The sequence below is a fragment of the Cellulomonas sp. P4_A2 genome (assembly GCF_056402515.1).
In genome coordinates, this window is record NZ_JBFUHG010000004.1 from 233,783 (window position 1) to 251,754 (window position 17,972).

Sequence of the window (17,972 nt, forward strand, 5' to 3'; positions counted from 1 at the left end):
GGCGGACCTTCCTGAGGAGCACAGTGCCCAGTCGGCTCTTCTCATCGCTGTCCCCCGGCTCCGAACGCAACCTCCTCGACACCCTCCGTGAGGAACGGGTCGGCGGCGCCCTCCTGCTGGCCGGCACCGTCCTCGCCCTCGTGTGGGCGAACGCGGCGCCGGAGAGCTACAGAACCGTCTCCGAGACCGTCGTCGGCCCTGCGGCGCTGCACCTCGACCTGTCGCTCGCCACCTGGGCGACCGACGGGCTGCTCGCGATCTTCTTCTTCGTCGTCGGCCTCGAGCTCAAGCGCGAGATCGTCGCGGGCGAGCTGCGCCGGCTCCAGACGGCCATCGTCCCGATCGTGGCGGCCGTCGGCGGAATGCTGGTGCCGGCGGCGGTGTACCTGGCGATCAACCTCACCGCTGACGGTGGTGCCCCGAAGGGCTGGGCGGTGCCGACGGCGACGGACATCGCGTTCGCGGTCTCGGTGCTCGCCATCGTCGGACGCAGCCTGCCCAACGCCCTGCGCGCGTTCCTGCTGACCCTGGCCGTGGTCGACGACCTGCTCGCGATCATCGTCATCGGCGTCGTCTACACCGAGAGCGTGTCGCTGGTGTGGCTCGGGGTGGGCGCGGTCGTCGTGGTCCTGTTCTGGCTCGCGATCCGCCGGGGCTGGGTCAGCGGCTGGCTGCTCGTGCCCCTGGGTCTGGTCGCCTGGGCAGCCGTGCACGCGTCCGGCGTGCACGCGACGATCGCGGGTGTCGCGCTGGGACTGGTCGTGCCGGGCACCGTCGTGGCCACGCAGAAGGCGCTGCACCTGCCGGAGCCCCCGCGGGAGTCGCTCGCCGAACGCTGGGAGCACGCGTGGCGGCCACTGTCGGCCGGCGTCGCGGTCCCGGTGTTCGCCGTCTTCGCCGCGGGCGTTACGCTCTCCGCCGGTTCGATCTCGGGCGCCTTCAGCGACCCCGTGGCGCAGGGCGTCGCACTCGGGCTCGTGGTGGGCAAGCCCCTCGGCATCCTGGGCGCCACCTTCCTGGTCGCACGGTTCACGCACGCCCAGCTGGCGCCGGGCCTCGGCTGGGGCGACGTCGGCGCGGTCGGCCTCCTGGGTGGCATCGGGTTCACGGTCTCGCTGCTCGTCGGCGAGCTCGCGTTCGGTCCCGGGAGCGAGAAGGACGAGCACGTCGTGGTCGCGATCATCATCGCGTCCGCGGTCGCCGCGGTCCTCGGCGCCCTCGCGCTCGTGCAACGCGACCGCTTCCACGCGCGCGCCGTTCCCGCGCCGGCGAGCGGGTAGGTTCGCACCGATGAGTACGGTCGACTCCGCAACGCTCCTGATCGACGGCCCCTGGGAGCACCGCTTCGTAGCCGCCAACGGAGCCCGGTTCCACGTGGCCCTCGCGGGTCCCGACGAGCGCGACGCTCCCCTCGTGGTGCTGCTGCACGGGATCCCGGAGTTCTGGTGGGCATGGCGCCACCAGCTGCCCGTCCTCGCCGACGCCGGGTACCGCGTGGCCGCGATGGACGTCCGGGGCACGGGCGGGTCCGACAAGCCTCCGGTCGGCTACGACGTCCCCACGCTCGCCGCGGACGTCGCCGGGGTCATCCAGTCGCTGGGCGCCGCGAACGCCGTCGTCGTCGGCACCGGGACGGGCGGCGAGATCGCCTGGGCCATGGCGGGCCTGCACCCGCGCCACACCCGCGCAGTCGCCGCCCTGGGCGCCCCGCACCCGCTCGACACCCGTGGCAGCCTGCGCGCCGCGATCCGCCCGGCCGCGGCCAAGCGGCTCGCCTTCATCCAGCTGCCCTCCTTCCCCGAGCACGCGCTCACGGAGGGCGACCTGGTCTCCCGCCTGCTGCACGAGTGGGGCGGCAGCCCCGGCTGGATCAGCGCCGACGACGAGGCGGTCTACCGCTCCGCGGCGCAGGTGCCGTTCGCGGCCCACAGCCAGATGGAGCAGCTGCGCTGGATCGTGCGCTCGATGCCTCGACCCGACGGCCGGCGCTACCACGCGGCCCTCGCCGGCACGCGACCGTTGCCGGTCCTGCAGATCCACGGCGGCCGCGACGGCATCCGTCCCGCCGCCCACGCCGCCCTGTCCAGCCAGACCGCTGCGCTCGTCGGTCCGGGCTACCGGTTCGAGCTGCTCCCGCAGGCGGGCCACTTCCTGCCCGAGGAAGCACCCGACCAGGTCAGCGACCTGCTGCTGGGCTGGCTGCGCGAGGTCGCGCCGAGCGGCTAGCCCTCCAGCGGCACCGCGGCCCTGTCCGCCCAGGTTGGCCGGACCGGCGTGGTCACCCCTTCAGCAGCGCCGCAGCCTTCACCGGATCCAGCTCCCCGATCCCCGCCGACGGGCACGACGACGCGATCGGGCAGGCGCCGCACGCGGGCTTGCGGGCGAAGCAGGTGCGCCGGCCGTGGAAGATCAGCCGGTGCGAGGCCATGGTCCAGTCGGCCCGCGGCAGCAGGTGGTTCAGCTCCTTCTCCACCACCAGCGGGTCGTCGCTCGCGGTGTACCCGAGGCGCTTCGAGAGCCGCATGACGTGCGTGTCCGTGGTGATCCCGGGGATGCCGAACGCGTTGCCGAGCACCACGTTCGCGGTCTTGCGGCCGACCCCGGGCAGCGTCACCAGGTCCTTCATCCGCGGTGGCACCTCGCCGCCGAACCGCTCCACCAGCGCCGCCGACAGGCCCATCACGGACTTCGTCTTGGCACGGAAGAACCCGGTCGGCTTGAGGATCTCCTCGACCTCCTCCGGGTTCGCCGCGGCCAGTGCGGCCGCGTCCGGATAGCGGGCAAACAGCGTCGGTGTCGTGAGGTTCACGCGCACGTCCGTGGTCTGCGCGGAGAGCACGGTGGCGACCAGCAGCTCGAACGGCGACCTGAAGTCGAGCTCGCAGTGGGCGTCGGGGTAGCGCACCGCCAGCGCCCGGTCGATCCGACGGGCGCGACGGGTGCGGGCGAGGTCGGTCTCGGTCTGGGCGGCCAGGTCCGTCGGGGTCACGGTGGCAGCGTACGACCGACCGCCCACACGCACCGGGTGCGGCCGCAAAGTTCCGGCCGGATGCTCGATTCACCCGCGTGACCTGCGGCGTTGCTCCCTTGGAGTGATCTGTCGGCCACACCGCGCCCGCCTCCTCAAGGTGCCTCGCGATCAGGCCGAAACCAGACACGGAACCCCTGAGGAGGACCGCCTACATGATCCCTGCCGTGGAGCACCGGGTGCGTGATCTGCGCCTGGACCGCCGGGCGCTGCGCGCCGAGCACGCCCGCGTCACGTGGTGGCGGCGGCTGGTCCGCGCCAGGCTCGACCTCGCCGTCGCGCAGGCCGCCCAGCCCCAGTCGCTCGGCGAGGACATGGCGTTCCAGCTGCCGCCGGAGGTCGGGGTCGAGGTTCCTCGGCCGGCCGTCCTGGCGGCCGTGCTGGGGGGATCGAACGAGTCCGAGAACCTGCGGATCGACGAGCTCCGGGCGTTGGACGAGCAGCTCGCGCGCTACGGAGAAGGCGTCGAGCAGGCCCTCGACCGGGCGACCGAACGGCTCATCTCACGGCTCGCCCAGGAGCCCGGCGCGACACTGTCCGGCCTCGCGGAGCCGCTGAGCCGCGGTTGACCGCTCCGATGGGGCAGACTGAGCGTGGATCAGGCCGCTGACCAGCGGCCACCTATGTCTGCGTGGCGCCACGCCAGACCTGTGCAGGAGAGGTGAGGTGTCACCGTGGAGGACGACATCGTGCTCGCGGCCCCGTTGTTCGCCGGCCTGGAGCCGGAAGCATCCGAGGCGCTCGTCGCGACGATGAAGGCGATCGAGGTCGTCCGCGGCGACGCCCTCTTCCACGAGGGCGAGCCCGGGGACCGGCTCTACGTGGTCCGCGAGGGCAAGATCAAGCTGGGCCGACGATCGAACGACGGCCGCGAGAACCTGCTGGCCGTGCTCGGCCCGGGCGAGATGTTCGGCGAGCTGTCCCTGTTCGACCCCGGCCCCCGCACCGCGACCGCGACCGTCGTCGCCGACGCCGTGGTCCTCGAGCTCGGGCACGCCGACCTCATCCGCTGGCTGCACGACAAGCCCACGGTCGCCCAGCACCTCCTGCAGGCCCTGGCACGCCGGCTGCGCCGCACCAACGAGGCGCTCGCGGACCTCGTCTTCTCGGACGTCCCTGGCCGCGTCGCCAAGGCGCTGCTCGACCTGTCCACGCGCTTCGGCGAGCGGGTCGACGAGGGCATCCGCGTGGCGCACGACCTGACTCAGGAGGAGCTCGCACAGCTCGTCGGCGCCTCTCGCGAGACCGTGAACAAGGCGCTCGCCGACTTCGCCGCTCGCGGCTGGGTGCGTCGCGAGGGCCGTGCGGTCGTCCTGCTGGACGTCGACCGGCTCGAGCGCCGCGCCCGCTAGTCGTCCGTCACGCGTTCGCTCAGGCAGACGGCGCGAGCTCGACGACGATCTCCACCTCGACCGGCGAGTCGAGCGGCAGCACCGCCACCCCGACCGCCGAGCGCGCGTGGATGCCCGCGTCGCCGAGGACCTCGTGCAGGAGCAGGCTCGCCCCGTTGACGACGCCGGGCTGCCCGGTGAAGGACGGCTCGCTCGCGACGAACCCCACGACCTTGACCACGCGCACGATCGAGTCGAGGGCGTCGGCGCCACCACCCAGAAGGCCGGCGACCGCCGCGAGGGCGTTCAGGGCGCAGGTCCGGGCGTAGCCGGCGGCGTCCTCGGGACTCACGGAGCCGCCGACCTTGCCCGTCGCGGGCAGGGCACCGGCGACGAACGGCAGCTGCCCGGACGTGTAGACGTAGTCGCCCGAGCGGACGGCCGGCACGTAGGCGGCGACCGGCGGGGCCACCACGGGCAGCTCAAGACCGAGCGCGGCAAGCCTCTCGGCGGCGCCCATCAGGACTCCTTGGGCCGCTTCAGGTAGGCGACCAGGCCGGCGTCCGGTCCCTGGATCACCTGGACGAGCTCCCAGCCGTCGGCACCCCACTGGTCGAGGATCGCCTTGGTGGCATGAATGATGAGCGGAATGGTCGCGTACTCCCACGTCGTAGCCATGCGCTCACCCTAGTGGTGGGTGTCTGGGCCGGGCAGCGCGGGCTCGGCCAGGACGACGGGCTCAGCCCAGCAGCACGGGCTCCGAGCCGACGAGCTCCGCACGCCACGAGCGGACGTCGGGCCGACGACGCAGGAGCGCCCGACGCTCGCGCTCGGTCATACCGCCCCAGACGCCGAAGTCCATGCGGTTGTCGAGGGCGTCGGCGAGGCAGGCGAGCCGGACGGGGCACCCCGTGCAGATGGTGCGCGCCTCGCGTTGGGCTGCGCCCTCCACGAAGAGGGCATCGGGAGCCATCTTGCCGGTGCCGCACTCCGCGAGTGCGGTCCAGTGCGTGTCCGATACGAGTGTGGTCACTCAACCTCCCCTGCCTACCGAGGGGGCTGCACCGAAAGCGGCCACCGCACCCCTGTCCTGCCGGGAAACTAGCGGTACCGCGACCCTTCTGGCGAGCCTCCGAAGGGGTCGTTCCGGCTGTTGGACGCTTGAACATGTCCGGAAGTGGACACGATCGCGTGTTCCGTCACCCGTTCGTGTCAGATGTGACTCGGTGTGCTGGGCCGTGCCGATCGTTGTCTGAACGTGTCGGAACGCGTCCGACCGCCTTCGGCGTCCGGTCCGCCGAGCTCCCCATCGGCGGTAGCCCGCTTGTGTGGGTCCGGTGGAGGTCACGTCGACGCTCGATCATCCGGACCGGTGCTGAAGCGGCGCCTACTACCCTGACGGCATGCCGAACCCTGCGCGCTCGCGCGGCCGTCAGGTCAACGCCTTCCAGGCGTTGGCCCTCTTGCTGTCCTTCGTGCTCGTCGCCGGGGTCGGCGGAGTCCTCGCCGCGGGTCTCGCGCTGCCGGGCGTCGCGCTCGCCAACGGCGCCACCGACGTGACGGCGCAGGCGTTCGACGACCTGCCCACCGAGCTCGACCAGCCCGGTCTTCCGGAGAAGTCGGTCATCAAGGCCTCCGACGGGACGCTGCTCGCCGAGTTCTGGGACCAGAACCGCGTGGTGGTCCCCCTGGCCGAGATCTCGCCGATGCTGCAGCACGCCGTGATCGCCACCGAGGACAAGCGCTTCTACGAGCACGCCGGCGTCGACCCCGCGGGCATGCTCCGCGCGTTCATCCGGAACCAGGCCTCGACCGGCGGCCAGCAGGGCGCCTCGACGCTCACGCAGCAGTACGTCAAGAACGTGCTCATCGAGGCCGCGCTCGCCAAGGACGAGGGTCCTGAGCGGCAGGCGGCGCTCGAGGAGGCCCGCGGCACCGAGGGCAGCGAGGGCATCGCGCGCAAGCTGCGTGAGGCAAAGCTCGCCATCTCGCTCGAGCAGCGCATGACCAAGGACCAGATCCTCGAGAAGTACCTGAACATCGCGCAGTTCGGGATCAAGGTATACGGCGCCGAGTCGGCCGCGCAGTACTACTTCAGCAAGCCCGCCAAGGACCTGACCTACCTCGAGGCCGCGACGATCGCCGGCGTGACGCAGAGCCCGAGCAAGTGGGACCCGGTGAAGAACCCCGAGGCCGCGCAGACGCGTCGCAACACCGTCCTGCGCCTCATGCGCGAGCAGGGCTACATCACCGACGCCGACTACACGGCGGGCATCGCCACCCCGCTCGCCGCCACGATGCACCCGCAGGAGCTCAAGCAGGGCTGCGCGGTGGCGAGCACGGTCATCGCCGGCTCGGGCTACTTCTGCGACTACGTCACCAAGGTCATCGTCAACGACCCGGCCTTCGGTGCGACGAAGGCCGAGCGCGCGGGGCGCCTGTACCGCGGCGGCCTGACCATCACGACGACGATCGACCCGCGGCTCCAGACGATCGCCGACGCCGAGGTCAAGGCGGGGATCCCTGTGCAGGACCCGAGCGGCGTCGCCAGCTCGATCGTCACCGTGCAGCCCGGCACCGGCGCCATCGTCTCGATGGCCCAGAACCGCGACTACTCCGCGGTCGGTGACCCAGCGGCCCGCACCGAGTCGGTCAACTTCAACACCGACTTCGCCTACGGCGCGTCCGGCGGGTTCGCCCCCGGCTCGACGTTCAAGCCGTTCACCCTGCTCGAGTGGCTCAAGCAGGGGCACAGCCTCTACGAGCAGGTCAACGGCTCGGTCCGCCCGCTGAACGAGAACATGTTCACCACCTGCGGCTCCAAGGGCCCGAACGTGCCCTGGAAGCCCGGCAACGCCGAGGGTGGCGCCGGCAACATGACCGTGCTGGACGCGACCAAGAACTCGGTCAACCTCGCGTACCTGACCATGGGCATGCAGCTCGACGTCTGCAACATCATGCAGGGCGCCACCGACCTGGGCATGCACCTGGCCAAGCCGCGCAAGGACGGGACCGTCACCCCGCAGGTGAACCCGTCGAACATCATCGGCACCGACTCGGTCGCGCCGCTGTCGATGGCCGCGGCGTTCGCCACGTTCGCGTCGGGCGGCGTCTACTGCACGCCGGTCGCGATCGTCAGCGTGGTCGACGCGGACGGCCAGCCGCTGCCCGTGCCGAGCGCCAACTGCCACCAGGCGATCGAGCCCAAGTACGCGAACACGATCAACTTCGCGCTGAGCAACGTCTGGAAGGGCACCGCCAAGTCGGTCGGCGCCCCGGACTTCCCCTCGGCGGGAAAGACGGGCACGACGAGCGAGAACGAGGAGACCTGGTTCGTCGGGTACACCCCGCTGCTCGCCACCGCCGTCTGGGTCGGCTTCTCCAACGCCTTCACCCCGGTGCAGAACATCGTCATCAACGGCAAGTTCGTGAAGAACGCCTACGGCGCGACGATCGCCGCACCGACCTGGAAGCGGTACATGTCGCAGGCGCTCGCGGGCGCACCGAACCCGCCGTTCGCCGAGCCGGACCAGAAGCTCGTCTTCGGCGAGAAGATCCCGGTGCCGTCGGTGGTCGGCCGCTCCGAGGCCGACGCCAAGAAGATCCTCGAGGACGCCGGGTTCAACACCACGACCGCACCCGACCAGGTGCCGTCGACCGTCCCGGCCGGCTCCGTGGCCGCGCAGAACCCGTCCGGCACCGCGACCCGTGGCTCGGTCGTCACCCTGACGCTGTCGAACGGTCAGCCGCCTGCTCCCGACCCGAACACCGTCCCGAACCCCGGCAACGGCGGACCCGGCAACGGTGGTGGAGGGAACGGCGGAGGTGGCGGTGGCGGTGGCGGTGGCGGCAACGGCCCCGGCGGGGGCAAGCCCTGATGTCGTCGGACGCCGGCCGGGCGCTCGCCCGCACGGCCGGCGGGCTGGCCGTCGCGGGCGCGGCGGCGCTCGCGTACGCGGCACTCGTCGAGGTGCGCTGGTACGCGCTGCGTGAGGTGACCGTGCCGGTGCTGCCCACGGGGCAGGAGCCGCTGCGCATCCTGCACCTCTCGGACCTGCACCTGGTGCCCGGTCAGAAGCGCAAGGTCGACTGGGTGCGCGACCTGGCGTCGCTGCAGCCGCACCTCGTCGTCGACACCGGCGACAACTGGTCCCACCTCGACGCGATGCCGGACCTGTTGCACGCCCTCGAGCCGCACCTCGCCGGCCCCGGCGCCTTCGTCTTCGGATCCAACGACTACGTCGCGCCGACGCCCAAGAACCCCGCGCGGTACCTGCTGCCGGACGCCCGGCGCCCGGCCGCCAAGCAGGCCGTCCCGCTGCCCTGGCGCGAGCTCGCGACCCGGTTCCGGTCCGCCGGCTGGGTCGACCTCACCAACCGCCGGGACGTGGTCAAGGCCGACGGACGCGTGCTCTCGCTCGTGGGCACCGACGACGCGCACCTGAACCTCGACCGCTACCCGCAGGCGGGCGGAGCCGACGATGCGCGCACCGGCCCGACCCCCGTCGACCTGCACCTCGGTGTCACGCACGCGCCGTACCGTCGCGTGCTCGACGCGATGCATGCCGACGACGTCGACCTGGCCATCGCCGGGCACACGCACGGCGGCCAGCTCGCGGTCCCGCTGTGGGGTGCCCTGGTAACCAACTGCGACCTCGACACCGGCCGCGCCAAGGGCCTGCACGGCTGGCCCGGTCCGCGTCCCGACCGCCCCGGCGGCGCGGGCTCGACGTGGATGCACGTCTCCGCCGGCCTGGGCACCTCGCCCTACGCACCCGTGCGGTTCGCGTGCCGGCCCGAGGCGACGCTCCTGACGCTCGTCGCCCCCTGACGCTCGCCTTTCAGTTTCGTCGCAGGGCTGTGCTCGTTCGCGGCCTGCGCCCGGCCCGGGTCTCAGCGAGCGCCTTTCAGTTTCGTCGCAGGGGCATCCGTCGGCTATCCTTGCCAGGCTCCACGGGGTGTGGCGCAGCTTGGTAGCGCGCTTCGTTCGGGACGAAGAGGTCGTGGGTTCGAATCCCGCCACCCCGACACTGTGGAGAAGGCCCCTGGCCAGCGGAGACGCTGACAGGGGCCTTTTGCACACTCGTGCCGCACGCCTCGCGGGCCGCCCGAATCAGCCCCGTTCACCAGGGCCCCCTCGGTCCTCCGGCCGTGGCGTCGGTCCACAGCCAGGTGAATGCGTCAGACGGGTCGCAGGGTCGTCGGGCTAGCCGTCTGCGCGGACGGCGAAGTCGCCGTCCGACGTGACCTGTAGCGGTCCGCGGTCGCTGCTCACCGTCATCGAGAACGAAGCGTCCGCGACATCGAAGGCAAGCTCGGCGCGGTCGTCACCAGCAGCCCACATCAGCCGTGCGCGTGCGCCCCGGACGTCCCAGGAGAACGTGCCATCGAAGGCTGCGTGCGCGGTGCGATGCCGGAGGGCTTCGAGCTGGGCACGCACCACGGGTCGCGCGAGGTCGAGGGCGACCTCATCCGGTGTGTAGTAGTGACGATTGACGTCTCGGCCGACCCCGGTTCGGCCGAGCAGGTCCATGTCGTTCGTGCCGGCGAGCAACCCGACGTAGTAGACCTGCGGAATGCCCGGCACGAACAGCTGGATCAGGCGGGCAAGCACGTAGCGCCGGTCGTCTCGACCCAGGGCGTCGTAGAACGTGCAGTTGACCTGGTAGAGGTCCAGGTTCGACGCCGCTGCGCCGGTGGCCAGTCTCGACGTTCCGCCGCTGTTGGTATGGATGGCTTCGACGAGCGCATCGATCTGCTCGAGCCTGAGCAGACCAGCCTCGCCGGCTCGCAGGTCGGAGGGCCCCACGTCGACGATCCCGATGCCGTCGTGCGTGTCGAGCACGGTCACGGCGTTGGTCGGTCGGATCTGCAGCCAGTGATCCAGGGGAGCGAGGTCCCCGGCGGTCAGCGCGTGGAGCACCAGGGGCGGCAGAGCGAAGTCGTACACGAGGTCCACCTTGCGAGCGATGTCGATCTGCTGCGTGTGGTGGCCGTGAACCTCGACCAGGACGGTCGCGCCGCGCGCGTGGGCCTGTCGGACGATCCTCTCGGTGTACTCGTCCGTGCTGGGCGTCATGAAGCAGTCCGTGCCAGCCTCCTTGCCCGTGTATCCGACGGCGTCGAGCCGGAGCTGGGTCACGCCGCCGGAGATGAGGGCGTCGACGACCGAGTCCAGGTACTCCCAGGCTTCGCTCGTACGGAGGTCGATGTCGACCTGATCCGCTGTGAAGGTCGTCCACACGAGACGTCGCTCGTCGCCGAGCTGCATCGCGGTGAAGGGCAGGCCGGGGCGCGGACGATAGATACGAGCAAGGTCGGCTTCGGTGGCGCCGTCAGGGAACACCGATGACAGCGTGAGGAACATGGGCGCCCACGGTGATGCACCGCCGCGCTCGCGAACATCAAGGAACTGCGCGGACTGCGCGGAGACGTGGTTGACGATGACGTCAGCCATCACGGTCCGTTGCTCAGCGAGACGCCGTATGTCGTCCCACGTGCCCAACCGCGGGTCGACGACCGTGTGGTCGCGCGGGTCGAACCCCGCATCCACGCCGTCGTGCGGTGTGAAGAACGGCAGGACGTGCACTCCGCTGAAGACTCCGGCGAGGGGTCCGTCGAGAAGGTCGGCGAGGCCGGAGACCGTGCCGGCGAGCCGGTCGGCATACGCGATCAGTTGAGGACCGTGGCTGTTCACAGAGTGACTCCGTCGAAGGAAGTGCTGCATGGGGTCGGATCAGCGGCGCAGCAGGCGCGCCGAGGTTCAGGCGGAGCGGTGCAGGAGCCGGTCGAGCCAGCTCGCACGGGCGGCTCGAGCGGCGCGCGACAGCCGCGCACGTGGCGCGAGCCCATCGAACCCGTGGTAGGCGCCCGGCCACACGTGCAGCTCAGCATCGCCGCCCTCCGCCCAGATGCGGGCGGCGTACGCGACGCACTCGTCACGGAACGTCTCCGCCGAGCCGACGTCGACGAATGCCGGCGGTAGGTCCCGCAGACTGGCCGTCCGTGCTGCGGATGCGTAGCCCGGGGTGTCCGGGCCGCCCGCCTCCGCGCCGAGGTAGGCCCCCCATCCGGTGGCGTTGGCGATCCGGTCCCACGACCCCGTGCCCGCCATCTGATGGCCCGAGGCGCTGTCGTTGCGATCGTCGAGCATGGGGTAGATCAGCAGCTGCCCCAAGATGGGCGGCCCGCCTCGGTCGCGGGCGAGTACGGCGAGCGCAGCCGCCAATCCTCCGCCGGCGCTGACTCCTGTGACGACGATGCGGTCGGGGTCGAGACCGAGCTGAGTCGCCTGGCGAAGGAGCCAGTCGAGTGCGGCGTACGCGTCCTCGATGGCCGCCGGGTAGGGGTGTTCGGGCGCCAGTCGGTAGTCGACAGAGGCGACTGCCCAGCCGGGAGCGACGTCCAGGGCCATGTCGATGTTGTCGCTGACGTCGCCGGCGACGAGGCCGCCTCCGTGCAGGTGCAGGAGCACCGGCACTGGACTCGTGGGGCGCTCGGGTCGGACCAGGACGATGCGGACGTCTCCCGCTGACCTGGGCGCGCGATGCTCGCTCACGGTGCAGTGGGCGTCCGCCGCGACGGTGGCCAGGTCGGGCACGGTCGCTCTGGCGCGCAGGTCCTCGATCTCGTCGGGCGCGAGCGACGTCACCACGTTGTCCGCCTGGGAGACGAGCTCCGCCGCGATCTCTCGGTCGAAGAGCGGCCGGGCGTGTTCGAGACCTGTCACCCCTTCACCGAGCCTTGGAGCAGCGCGGCGACGAACTGTCGCTGGAAGACCAGGAAGATGATGAGTGTCGGCGTCAGGATGAGGAGCGAGCCAGCACAGAGCAGGGGGATATCGGTCCCGTACTGGCCCTGGAACGCGCCGAGAGCTCCGGCCATCGTCCGCTTCAGGGGGTCGTCGACGAGCACCACGGCAAGGAGGAACTGGTTCCACGTCCACAGGAACATCAGGATGCCGAGCGAGGAGAGCGCCGGGATGGACAGGGGGACGTGGATCCGCCAGAAGAGCTTCCACGTCGAGGCACCGTCGATGCTTGCCGCTTCGGAGAGCTCGTGAGGCATGTTGATGAAGTGGGCCCGCATCCAGAACACGGCGAACGGCATGTACAGGCCGATGAGCGGCAGGATGATCGCCCAGCGGGTGTTGAGCAGGCCCATGTCGCGGATCGAGTTGTAGAGCGGCACGATGATGCCCTCGAACGGCAGCGTCAGGCCCAGGAGGAACGCGAGGAAGATCCAGCGTCCGCCGGGCGGGTTCAGGTGCCCGAGCGCGAAGCCCGCGAGTGTTCCGATCAGGAGCGCGATGGGCACGACGCCGAGCTCGATGAGGAAGCTCGACACCAGGAGCTGCCACATGTGCGCCGACTGGAAGGCCGTCACGAAGTTCGACCAGTGCGGCGTTTCCGGCCACGACAGCCCCGCCGGATACGTTCCTGCTTCGTGCAGCGCCGTGAAGAACAGGCTGACGAACGGCATGACTGTCACAAGCATGAGGAGGACGAGCAGGATGCGTCCGATCCATCGCTCGCGGGCTGAGACGATCATGACTTGTCGCTCCTGGTCAGACGCTGTACGGGCAGAACGACGACGAGGACGAGGACCATGAGCACCACGGCGAGCGCGGAGGCAGTACCGATCTCTCGCTGGAAGAACGCGAGGTAGTAGATCTCGAGCCCAGGCACGAGCGTGCTGTTGCCTGGTCCGCCTTGCGTCGAGATGTAGATGATGTCGAAGCTCGCCAGTGCCGCGATGATCGTCACGGTGAGGCACACGCCGACCTCTTGGCGAAGGCTCGGCAAGGTGATCGAGAAGAACTCCCGGAGCGCCCCCGCGCCGTCGATGCGGGCCGCCTCATAGAGCGACGGATCGATCTTCGTCATCCCTGCCAGCAGCAGGAGCATGCACAGCCCGAACAGCACCCATGCCCCGATGACGCCGACCGCGGGCAGCGCGGTGTCGAAGTCACCGAGCCAGGCCTTGGTGACCGAGCCGAGTCCGATCAGGCGCAAGAACTGGTTGACCAGACCGTTCGTCGACAGCATCCAGCTCCACATGATGCCGGCGGCGACCAGCGGGATGATCTGGGGCAGGAACAGGACGGTGCGCGATCCCACGGCCAGAGGACTGGTGGCGAACTTGCGGATGGTGGCAGCCGTGGCCAGGCCCAGTGCCACCGGGATGAAGCTGAAGAAGATGATCAGCTCGAAGGCGTTGACGATCGAGCCGCCCAGCTCCGGGTCTTGGAAGACCCTGACGTAGTTGTCGAGTCCGACCCACGTCGCCGCAGTCACGCCGTTCCACTTGTAGAACGAGTACTGGACGGTCAGAGCGATCGACCTGAGGACGAATACTGCATAGAACAACGCCGCGGGCAGCACGAGGGCCAGAGCAAGCCACCCGCGGCGCCTGCCTTCGGAGGACGACGAGTCCTCGTGCGATACCCCGCGGCTCGCCGGCCCTGGCCGGACCAGCCGCTGGTCGGTCATGTCAGCTACCCAGCTCGCTCTCGTAGTCCTTCTGGACGGCGGGCAGGAGCTCTTGCGGCGTGATCTCGCCCGCGACCAGCTTCTGCAGGTTCGGCGTCCAGCTCTTGGCGTAGATCGAGCCCGTGGCGTTGGCGATGAAGTCCATCGCCCCGTTGTCCTCGCTGACCTTCGAGCCGGCGGCGAGAGTCTGCGCGGTCACCGTGTTGGGGTCGACATCCGGCATGAAAGCGTCCGGCGCACCCATCGGCCGAGATCCACCCACCTGGACACCAATCGTCCGGGCCTCTTCGTTGGTCGCCGTCCAGTTGAGGAAGAACGCCGCACAGTCCGGGTGCTCGGCCTTCGCGGAGACGCCGTAGGTGAGCGGAGCAGACATCGCAGCCTGCGGCCCACCCTCCGTCGCGGACGGCATCAGGAAGAAGCCGGCGTTGCCCGGCATCTGCTTGTCGAGGTTGCCCGACTCCCAGTCGCCATCAAAGATGAACAGGCTCTGACCACCGATGAAGCGGCTCATCATCGTGGCGTAGTCGAGCGAGTTGATGTCCTCAGCGAAATAGCCAGCCTTGATCCACTTGTCGAGGTGCTCGGCGGCCTGCTGGTTGGTGTCCGTGTCGATCGTGGCGTCCGACTTCTGGAAGATCCAGTCGTTGATCGGTGCGGGGTCGCCGTAAGCCGCCATGAGGTTCTGCAGCGGGAACGCGAGACCCCCGGTCGCGCCGCCGTTGAACTGGGCGATCGGAGTGATGCCGGCGTCCTTGGCCTTCTGCAGGTAGGAGTCCAGCTCCTCGAGGCTCGTCGGAGCGCTCGTCATACCGATCTGCTCGGCAAGCTGCTTGTTGTAGAAGACGCCTGTGACGGAGGAGTTCAGTCCCATCGCGTAGAGCGGTCCGTCCCCGCGCTGGCCGTCTTCGTCGACACGCATCTGCACCAGCTGCGAAGCGGGCCACTTGTCCCAACCGAACGCCGCCGCGTACGGGTCCATGTTGTAGAGAAGTCCGTCCTTGGCGAGCTCGGACATCTGCGGCAGGCGCATGAGGTCCGGCGGGTCATCCACCAGGACTCGCGGAGCATTCTGCGTGATGACGGCGAACTGGTCCTCGCGGACGTCGAAGGTCACGTTCGGGTACTGCTTCGTGAACTCGTCGAACAGCGCCTTCGGCAGCGGGAATCCGGTCTCGATGTACGCCTTGAGCTCGACGGGGTCCGTGCCGCAGGTCGGGGCGGCGCCGCTGGCGCTGGTGCTCCGGGCAGTGGGGTTCGAGTCGGAACTGTCGGTGCCGGGCGCACTGCATGCGGCCGCGGCCATGACGCTCGCGAGGCACAGCGCCGCAGCGGCTGTCGCGCGACGGGTCCTCTTCCTGGTTCGAGACAACGGTGTCTCCCTTTCATCGAAGCGCGTCCGGGTGGGGAGGCCGGATCGGTTGCTAAATCGGCTTAGCACGACCGATACTCGCTATGCGAGACCAGTGCTGTCAAGCACGCTCCGGTTACAGATCGATTACGCCCAGGCAGTTCGGCCGGGGTTGCGCATCGACGCGCAGAGGGGTCGTCCGTCTAGGATCCAAGCTGGCAGAAGGAGTCATGTGGGTCGTAGTCGAGTGACGTTGGCAGACGTCGCCCGTGCAGCGGGCGTGTCATCCACGACCGCTTCGTTGGTCCTGTCCGGCCGCGGTGACGAGCTGAGGATCTCCCAGATCGTCCAGGAGCGCGTCCGCGCCGCCGCCGTGGACCTGTCGTACCGACCGAACATCGTCTCGGTCGGGCTGCGGAAGGGTAAGACGCGCACCCTCGGACTCGTGTCTGACACTGTGGCGACGTCCCAGCTCGCGGGAGACATGATCAAGGGGGCGATCGAGGCCGCCCGGGACCACGGCTTCATGCTGTTCATCGGTGAGACCGAGGGCGACGACGAGACAGAGGCCGCGCTGCTCGACGCGATGCACGACAGGCAGGTCGACGGCATCATCCTGACCTCGATGTTCACGCGCACACGACAGGTGCCCGCCGTTCTCGACCGCGTCCCGACCGTGCTGCTCAACACCCTGTCGCGAGACACGACGGTCGCCCCGGCGGTCGTGCCCGACGAGATCGAGGCGGGGCGGGCCGCCGCCAGGCTCTTGATCGAGGCGGGCCACCGCGAGATTCACCTCATCGGTGCTGGCCCGGAGCGCGACGACATCCCGCCCACCACGGTCGCGGGGGCAGAACGACTCGCTGGGATCCGCGAGGCGCTCGAGGCTGCCGGACTGGAGCCGGCGTCAGGCCATCTCTGCGAGGACTGGCTGCCACCGTACGGCTGGAAGGCAGCGCGCGACCTGCTCGAGAAGCATCCTCGGCCGGGCTCGATCATCTGCTTCAACGACCGCCTCGCCTTCGGCACCTACCAGGCGCTGCACGAGGCCGGGCTGGCGATCCCCCATGACGTTTCCGTCGTCTCGTTCGACGACTATCCCCTGGCGGAGTGGCTCCGGCCCGGGCTGTCGTCGTTCGCCATCCCCCACGAGCAGCTGGGACGCCGCGCGGTGGAGCTTCTGATCGAGATCGTGCACAACGGTGTCGGCGTCGAGAACGGACGCGTGTACCGGTATCCCCTGCCCTTGCATGCCAGGGAGTCCGTGGCGCCGGCCAACAGCCCGGGCGCCGAGATCTTCGGTGACCGGTCGCGCGATGCTGCCCCGAGCACCACGTCGCGCACCTAGGGCACAGACCGATCGACGCTCGCGTAGCTACGACCACGTCACCGCATGTTCGGTCAGGGGCGCGTCCGGGAGGATCAGCTCGGTGAATGTGGTGACCCCGTCGACAAAGATCTCGAGGATGCTTGCGTCCACCACGATCCGCAGGTTGGTCACGTCTCGCGAGTGAAGTGGCCCGACCGCGACGGAGGAGAAGTGCTCGCCGAGGGCCGGCCCACAACGCGAGCGATCGACCGTGACGGTGCCCGCCTCGCGGTCGACGTTCACCTCGACCTCCGACGAGCCCGCGTCGGCCGCGGTGTGCAGGCGCACCCGGCCGCTGGCCCGGAGGTTCAGCACATGCTCGACGACGTCGTGTCCGTCAGGCAGGACAGGGGCCTGGTGCAGGACGAGGTCCCCGTGTGGACCACGCACCAGCTCGAGGATCCGGGCGAGGCTCATGGCTGAGCGCCACGGATGGGTCGGTACCCGTTCGGCGTACTCCCACGAGCTCGCCCAGCCGATCGTGATCGCCGCACCGCCCGGTGCATGGTTGAACGACACCGCGGCGTAGTAGTCGTGTCCATGGTCCAGCCAAGCCGCGTCGGGCCGGGTCGGGGAGAAGGTATGGCCATCGAACTCACCCACGAAGAACTGGGTGCCCGACCCGCCCGTCGCGCCGCCCGGGCTCAGGCTGATGATCATCACCCATGCGCACGCGTCCTCGTCGCGGACCGGCACACGAACCAGGTCCGGACACTCCCAGATGCCTCCGACGTTGCCGATCGGCCCGAAGGTGGAAGCGCGGGCCCACGTGCGCAGGTCGGGCGACGTGTAGACGCCGACGCGGTGGTCGTGCGGCTCGGCGACGATCATCACCCAATGTCCGTCGTCGCCGCCGAACCAGAAGACCTTGGGATCGCGAAAGTTGGCCAGGTGCTCGTCGAGCACCGGGTTGTGGGCGTGCCGTTCGAAGGTGTAGCCGCCGTCCACGCTCACCGCGAGCGACTGCGCCTGAACCCCCTCGCGCGGCGAGCCTGGTCTGTAGCTGCTCGTATAGACGGCGACGATCGCGCCAGCACCGAATCCTGCGGTGTTGCGCACGTCGACCACGGCGCTGCCGGAGAAGACCATCTCGTCGGCTGTGGCCGGGATCGCGATCGGCTGGGCCGTCCAGGTCAGAAGGTCAGGAGAAGTCGCGTGCCCCCAGGCGATGTCTCCCCATCGGTCCCCGGTCGGGTTGTTCTGGAAGTAGAGGTGATACACGCCGTTGTGAAATACGAGCCCGTTCGGGTCGTTGAGCCACGTGTCGACAGCGGTGAAGTGGACGTGAGGACGCCAGAGCGGGGTCGCCTGCGTGGCGCCCGTGTCGATCTGAGCCATGCGAGGCAGTCTGACAGTCGGATGCGGTGCTCGAGCGAGCCGACCGACCCCGATGCGCAGGTGG

At 69.8% G+C, this 17,972-nt stretch carries 17 protein-coding genes and 1 tRNA gene; 8 read left to right on the forward strand and 10 right to left on the reverse strand.

The features are described 5' to 3' along the window. Window positions 1–23: 23 nt before the first annotated feature. Complete coding sequence (gene nhaA, locus AC1DUE_RS05925) at window positions 24–1,280, forward strand: Na+/H+ antiporter NhaA (protein ID WP_477038474.1); 1,257 nt, start codon at window positions 24–26, stop codon at window positions 1,278–1,280. A gap of 10 nt (window positions 1,281–1,290) precedes the next feature. After that, a complete protein-coding gene (locus tag AC1DUE_RS05930) occupies window positions 1,291–2,226 on the forward strand; it encodes an alpha/beta fold hydrolase (protein WP_477038475.1) in 936 nt (311 codons plus the stop codon). Window positions 2,227–2,278: 52 nt separating this feature from the next. On the opposite strand, the gene nth is transcribed toward AC1DUE_RS05930, so the two are convergent. Further along, a complete protein-coding gene (gene nth, locus AC1DUE_RS05935; RefSeq protein WP_477038476.1) occupies window positions 2,279–2,989 on the reverse strand; it encodes an endonuclease III in 711 nt (236 codons plus the stop codon). A gap of 194 nt (window positions 2,990–3,183) precedes the next feature. Here nth and AC1DUE_RS05940 point away from each other — a divergent pair, with 194 nt between their 5' ends. Further along, the gene (locus AC1DUE_RS05940; protein ID WP_477038477.1) at window positions 3,184–3,597 is read left to right on the forward strand and encodes a hypothetical protein; all 414 of its coding nucleotides are present in this window, start codon (window positions 3,184–3,186) and stop codon (window positions 3,595–3,597) included. Between the two features lie 105 nt (window positions 3,598–3,702). Continuing rightward, on the forward strand, window positions 3,703–4,380 hold the full coding sequence (locus AC1DUE_RS05945) for a Crp/Fnr family transcriptional regulator (RefSeq protein ID WP_477038478.1): 678 nt from the start codon (window positions 3,703–3,705) through the stop codon (window positions 4,378–4,380). Window positions 4,381–4,399: 19 nt separating this feature from the next. Here the strand turns inward: AC1DUE_RS05945 and AC1DUE_RS05950 are convergent, their stop codons facing one another. The 3 genes from AC1DUE_RS05950 to AC1DUE_RS05960 all read right to left on the reverse strand — a co-directional run bounded on the left by AC1DUE_RS05950 (window position 4,400) and on the right by AC1DUE_RS05960 (window position 5,392). After that, window positions 4,400–4,879 carry a RidA family protein gene (locus tag AC1DUE_RS05950; RefSeq protein ID WP_477038479.1) on the reverse strand — a complete coding sequence of 160 codons (480 nt, stop codon included), beginning with the start codon at window positions 4,877–4,879 and terminating at the stop codon, window positions 4,400–4,402. Beyond that, a complete protein-coding gene (locus tag AC1DUE_RS05955) occupies window positions 4,879–5,037 on the reverse strand; it encodes a DUF4177 domain-containing protein (RefSeq protein ID WP_146847999.1) in 159 nt (52 codons plus the stop codon). Before AC1DUE_RS05955 ends, AC1DUE_RS05950 begins: the two co-directional genes overlap by 1 nt. A gap of 61 nt (window positions 5,038–5,098) precedes the next feature. Next, window positions 5,099–5,392 carry a WhiB family transcriptional regulator gene (locus AC1DUE_RS05960; RefSeq protein WP_477038480.1) on the reverse strand — a complete coding sequence of 98 codons (294 nt, stop codon included), beginning with the start codon at window positions 5,390–5,392 and terminating at the stop codon, window positions 5,099–5,101. Between the two features lie 370 nt (window positions 5,393–5,762). Between AC1DUE_RS05960 and AC1DUE_RS05965 the strand changes: the two genes are divergently transcribed. The 3 genes from AC1DUE_RS05965 (at window position 5,763) to AC1DUE_RS05975 (ending at window position 9,387) form a co-directional block, all read left to right on the forward strand. Continuing rightward, a complete protein-coding gene (locus AC1DUE_RS05965; protein WP_477038481.1) occupies window positions 5,763–8,237 on the forward strand; it encodes a penicillin-binding protein in 2,475 nt (824 codons plus the stop codon). Then, window positions 8,237–9,190, forward strand: coding sequence for a metallophosphoesterase (locus AC1DUE_RS05970; protein WP_477038482.1), 954 nt, complete (start codon window positions 8,237–8,239; stop codon window positions 9,188–9,190). Before AC1DUE_RS05965 ends, AC1DUE_RS05970 begins: the two co-directional genes overlap by 1 nt. A gap of 123 nt (window positions 9,191–9,313) precedes the next feature. Further along, window positions 9,314–9,387, forward strand: a tRNA-Pro gene (locus AC1DUE_RS05975). A 178-nt stretch (window positions 9,388–9,565) separates the two neighbouring features. Here the strand turns inward: AC1DUE_RS05975 and gtfA are convergent. From gtfA to AC1DUE_RS06000, 5 genes are read right to left on the reverse strand one after another with little or no spacing between them, the layout of a single operon-like run. Continuing rightward, on the reverse strand, window positions 9,566–11,086 hold the full coding sequence (gene gtfA / locus AC1DUE_RS05980; protein WP_477038483.1) for a sucrose phosphorylase: 1,521 nt from the start codon (window positions 11,084–11,086) through the stop codon (window positions 9,566–9,568). Window positions 11,087–11,122: 36 nt separating this feature from the next. After that, on the reverse strand, window positions 11,123–12,088 hold the full coding sequence (locus tag AC1DUE_RS05985; protein ID WP_477038484.1) for an alpha/beta hydrolase: 966 nt from the start codon (window positions 12,086–12,088) through the stop codon (window positions 11,123–11,125). Then, window positions 12,085–12,909 carry a carbohydrate ABC transporter permease gene (locus tag AC1DUE_RS05990; RefSeq protein WP_477038485.1) on the reverse strand — a complete coding sequence of 275 codons (825 nt, stop codon included), beginning with the start codon at window positions 12,907–12,909 and terminating at the stop codon, window positions 12,085–12,087. Before AC1DUE_RS05990 ends, AC1DUE_RS05985 begins: the two co-directional genes overlap by 4 nt. Continuing rightward, window positions 12,906–13,850, reverse strand: a complete 945-nt coding sequence (locus AC1DUE_RS05995) for a carbohydrate ABC transporter permease (protein ID WP_477038486.1) — start codon at window positions 13,848–13,850, stop codon at window positions 12,906–12,908. Before AC1DUE_RS05995 ends, AC1DUE_RS05990 begins: the two co-directional genes overlap by 4 nt. Window position 13,851: 1 nt before the next feature. After that, a complete protein-coding gene (locus AC1DUE_RS06000) occupies window positions 13,852–14,967 on the reverse strand; it encodes an ABC transporter substrate-binding protein (protein ID WP_477038487.1) in 1,116 nt (371 codons plus the stop codon). Between AC1DUE_RS06000 and AC1DUE_RS06005 the strand changes: the two genes are divergently transcribed. After that, on the forward strand, window positions 14,930–16,549 hold the full coding sequence (locus tag AC1DUE_RS06005) for a LacI family DNA-binding transcriptional regulator (RefSeq protein WP_477038488.1): 1,620 nt from the start codon (window positions 14,930–14,932) through the stop codon (window positions 16,547–16,549). The genes AC1DUE_RS06000 and AC1DUE_RS06005 overlap by 38 nt on opposite strands. Window positions 16,550–16,576: 27 nt before the next feature. Here the strand turns inward: AC1DUE_RS06005 and AC1DUE_RS06010 are convergent, their stop codons facing one another. Further along, entirely contained in the window at window positions 16,577–17,908 is a 1,332-nt protein-coding gene (locus AC1DUE_RS06010) for a glycoside hydrolase family 32 protein (RefSeq protein ID WP_477038489.1), read from the reverse strand. Between the last annotated feature and the right edge of the window lie 64 nt (window positions 17,909–17,972).